This window comes from Streptococcus australis (genome assembly GCF_019930045.1).
GTDB classification, from domain to species: Bacteria; Bacillota; Bacilli; order Lactobacillales; family Streptococcaceae; genus Streptococcus; species Streptococcus australis_D.
Genome location: NZ_JAHZQQ010000088.1, coordinates 1 through 3,974, shown reverse-complemented (window position 1 = coordinate 3,974; position 3,974 = coordinate 1). Strand labels below are relative to the sequence as shown.

General features: G+C 41.1%; 3 protein-coding genes. 1 reads left to right on the top strand and 2 read right to left on the bottom strand.

Annotation, left to right across the window (positions count from 1 at the left end; translation table 11 throughout):
* Nucleotides 1-565: 565 nt before the first annotated feature.
* Complete coding sequence (locus K1J10_RS10195; protein ID WP_223357260.1) at nucleotides 566-1,012, bottom strand: MarR family winged helix-turn-helix transcriptional regulator; 447 nt, start codon at nucleotides 1,010-1,012, stop codon at nucleotides 566-568.
* A 297-nt stretch (nucleotides 1,013-1,309) separates the two neighbouring features.
* Here K1J10_RS10195 and K1J10_RS10190 point away from each other — a divergent pair, with 297 nt between their 5' ends.
* On the top strand, nucleotides 1,310-2,488 hold the full coding sequence (locus K1J10_RS10190) for a pyridoxal phosphate-dependent aminotransferase (RefSeq protein WP_223357257.1): 1,179 nt from the start codon (nucleotides 1,310-1,312) through the stop codon (nucleotides 2,486-2,488).
* Nucleotides 2,489-2,682: 194 nt separating this feature from the next.
* Here the strand turns inward: K1J10_RS10190 and K1J10_RS10185 are convergent, their stop codons facing one another.
* Nucleotides 2,683-3,735, bottom strand: a complete 1,053-nt coding sequence (locus tag K1J10_RS10185; RefSeq protein WP_223357255.1) for a cell surface protein — start codon at nucleotides 3,733-3,735, stop codon at nucleotides 2,683-2,685.
* Nucleotides 3,736-3,974 lie beyond the last annotated feature (239 nt).

The following is a 3,974-nucleotide window of genomic DNA, read 5'->3' as shown; positions in this document are numbered from 1 at the left end:
AGAACTGCTTGTGAAGCTCTAGAGGATGAGTTCAAGTAAATGTTGCACTTATTCTTGCAATTTATCATATAAAATAGCTAGATGATTTAAATAAATGACTTTATTTAAGTTATTTTAGTCATAGCTAAAACTTTCCTCTGTGAGAAAAGTACCTGAAACAATTATGTTTCAGGCACCCGGAATTATTGAGAGTAAAACAGTTTGGGAAACTGTTTTAGCCTGAGCCAAGAAATTAAAGAGCGAAGAGGCTCAAAACTAATTGAACACGGGCTGTGGATTGTGTCAAAAAGATAAGTCTTCCTAGAATCGAAAGATTCTGCGTCAAACCTCCTATTTTGACTTTATCCGCAGACGCCCTTTGTATCTTGATTTAGTCATGGAACTTTGAAGAAGTTCGCTGACGTCCGTACTCACCTAAGGAAAGTTTTTAAGAGGACCTTACCTCTAATCTAAGGTACTAGTCAACAGCGACTAGTACCTTTTGTTTTTGAGAATAAAAAAACGCGTTCATAGTTAGCAACTTTAGCTAGTTGGTCATGAACACGACTGATTGAATGGTTAGAATTTAGTGGGTGCCCTTTAGTTTTTTCAGAAGAGTTTGCAGTTGCTGATGCTCTTCTTCGGTAAAGACACTCATAACTTTTTGAACATTTCGTATATGATCAGGAAGAACTTCGATAATTTTTTTACGGCCCTTTTCTGTCAAAGAAACAATGCAGGCACGACGGTCATCTGGATCCGTTTCGCGTTTGATCCATCCATCACGCACCATATTTCGAATGACGACAGTCATATTTCCAGAGGTCGCTAAAATGCTGTCAATCAGGTTCTGAATACGCAAATCCCCCTTACTATACAAGGTTTCCAAAACGGAAAACTGAGTAGGAGTCAACTGATGATCCTTAAAGACATGAGATTCTGCTGCACGAAAAGTCCGTTCCGCCTTGTGAAAGACAATCATGGTTTTTAATTCTGTTTGGGCTTCTTCAAATAGTTTTTCTAAATTCTTCATACTATTATTTTATCAATAAATAGTATTAGATGCTATTAAGCCTTAATATCAAATAGATTACAGGCGGGTGACAAGATAATAAAATTATCAACACAAGAAATAGGTCTGTTAACTTTAATCTCAAATTATTTACTTGTCGAATAGTAAGAAGGGGTAAAGTTTCTGGGCAATCCTTAGTAAAATCTTGCTCCAAGTCAGATAGATGGTGTATAATATAGGTGTTGTAGCCAGTTTTGGTAGAATCTTAGTCTAAATTGGTTCGTCTGTAGCTGCTCCCAGATAGAAAGTAGGTAAGGTATGAAAATTTCTGATCGTGTATTAAAGATGGAAGAAAGTGTCACCCTAGCAAGTGATGCCAAAGCAAAAAAACTAAAGGCAGAAGGAAAAGATATCCTCTTTCTAACCTTGGGCCAGCCTGATTTTCACACTCCTGAGAATATTCAAGATGCTGCAATTCAAGCTATTCGGGATGGGCGGGCTTCCTTTTATACGGTTGCTTCTGGCCTTCCAGCATTAAAGACTGCCGTCAATACCTATTTCGAACGCTACTATGGATATTCCGTTTCACCAAATCAAGTAACCTTTGCGACTGGAGCGAAGTTCTCGCTCTATACCTTCTTTATGGCTGTGCTCAATCCAGGTGATGAGGTCATTATCCCGACACCGTACTGGGTCAGCTATGGGGACCAGGTCCTAATGGCGGAAGGGGTTCCTGTCTATGTCAAGGGGCACCAAGTCAATGATTTTAAAGTTTCCGTTGAACAATTGGAAGAAGCTCGGTCGGAAAAGACGAATGTTTTGGTCTTGAATTCTCCATCTAACCCGACGGGTATGATTTATAGCAAGGAAGAACTCTTAGCCATTGGAAATTGGGCTGTTGAGCATGATATCCTCATCCTTGCAGATGATATCTATGGTCGTCTGGTCTATAACGGCAATGAGTTTGTTCCAATCTCAAGCTTATCCGAAGCCATCCGCAAACAAACGGTTGTCATCAACGGGGTTTCAAAAGCCTATGCCATGACTGGTTGGCGGATTGGTTATGCGGTTGGTGACCCAGAAATCATTGCAGCCATGAGTAAGCTAACCGGTCAGACAACTTCCAATCTGACAGCTGTTTCTCAGTATGCTACGATTGAAGCCTTGACAGGTCCACAAGACTCAGTAGAGGTGATGCGTCAAGCCTTTGAGGAGCGCTTGAACACCATTTATCCTCTTTTGTGCGAAGTTCCAGGTTTTGATGTGATCAAGCCACAGGGAGCTTTCTATCTCTTCCCAAATGTCAAAAAAGCCATGGAGATGAAAGGTTATACGGATGTGACAGAGTTTGCAACTGCCATCCTGGAAGAAGTGGGAGTTGCCCTCATCACAGGTGCTGGATTTGGAGCTCCAGAGAATGTCCGTCTTAGCTATGCGACTGACTTGGAAACCCTGAAGGAAGCTGTTCGCCGCTTGCATCAATTTATGGAAAATTAAAAATTAAGAGGCTGGGACAAAAGTCCTAGCCTCTTAATTGTCTTTGGATTGTCGAGCAAGACGTAGTGGTTGAGTGGGCTCTACTACGCTGATTTTATCAGCTTTTACAGCCCTACTCAACTGTGCGGAGGTGGGACGACGAAATCGCATTCTAACGAATTACCGATCTCTGTCCCACTCTCTTTTCTTTAGAATTATAGGAAATCGACAGAAAGAATAGTTTTCCCTTTTTTCACAGGAACACGGGTCTTAGCCCCATTGTTGCCTTTTGGAAGGCGGAATTTCTTCACTTCTGGGGTTGAAGGTTTTGATTGAGTCTTCTTGCTAACAGGTACACGTGTTTTCACTCCGTTATTCCCTTTTGGAAGACGCAGTTTTTGAACAGGTTTTTCTGGAACAGAAGGTGTTAACGGTTTCTCAACAACTGGTTTGGTGACTTCTTTATAGAAATAGGTTACAGTAACCAAGTTAGAAACATGAAGTTTGTGGGAGGTCAATTCTTCTTTGTCAGCTGATTGGAAGGTATAAGTTTTTCCATTGGCTTGGATTTGAGCGGGTGCTGTTGGGAGACCAGCTTCATAAGCCAAATCGAGGCTCCGCTCGACGCTGTTTTCTTGGGAAGGCGCAATTTCTTGTCCCTTTTCGTCTACAAAACGAGCACGTTTAATGACCTCTGGATTCAAATCGATATCATCATAGAGATGGATGACTTCAATGACGGGTGCGGTGGCAGTTCCTTTTTCAGGAGCGCTATTGTATGCAAAGCCATCTTTGATATCGAGATCAGAATATCTTACTCGGTACCATGTTTTTCCGTTTTCGTCTGTAACCGTTGCTGGTCCATTTCCAGAGACGTCATATTCGGTAAAAGCACGGGCTTCAACCGTCTTGTAGACGACATCTGTTGAAGATGCAACTGGAGAAAAGTCTGGTTTCAGAGTCCGACGGCGATGGATGACACGAATTTCAGAGATTCGTGGATCAACTGGAGTTTCAGCAGGATCTGGGGTTGATTCCTCAGCCGTCAGGCTAGCTGTTTCTTCGCTCGGAAGTGGGGCTATTGTTTCATTGGTAATTGCAGTAGCTGAACTCTCTGAAATTACTGAAACAGGAGCAACCGTATCTAATCGTTCAGAGATAGGAGCAGTGACAGGGGCTGTCTGCTCATCAGCAAAAGTGGTTGTTGCGAGACTGAGGGCTAAAACAGCTGCACACAATCCCGTGGTGAGTTGAATTTTCTTTTTCATATTTTCCTCCTTATACATAGTGATAGTATAACTTGCAAGCTTTTTACTTGTCAAAAATGACTGCTATTGAGACTTAAAATGACAGGATTTTCCTTTGAAAAATCAAAATATAGGATAAAATATTTAAATCGGTTCAAGAATTTGAAAAAGTTGATTTATTTTTTTGATAAATTGTAAAATATAGTGCAACAAAAAAACTCATAGCGTTTCATTGGGGTAAACTGTAAGTATTCACACAA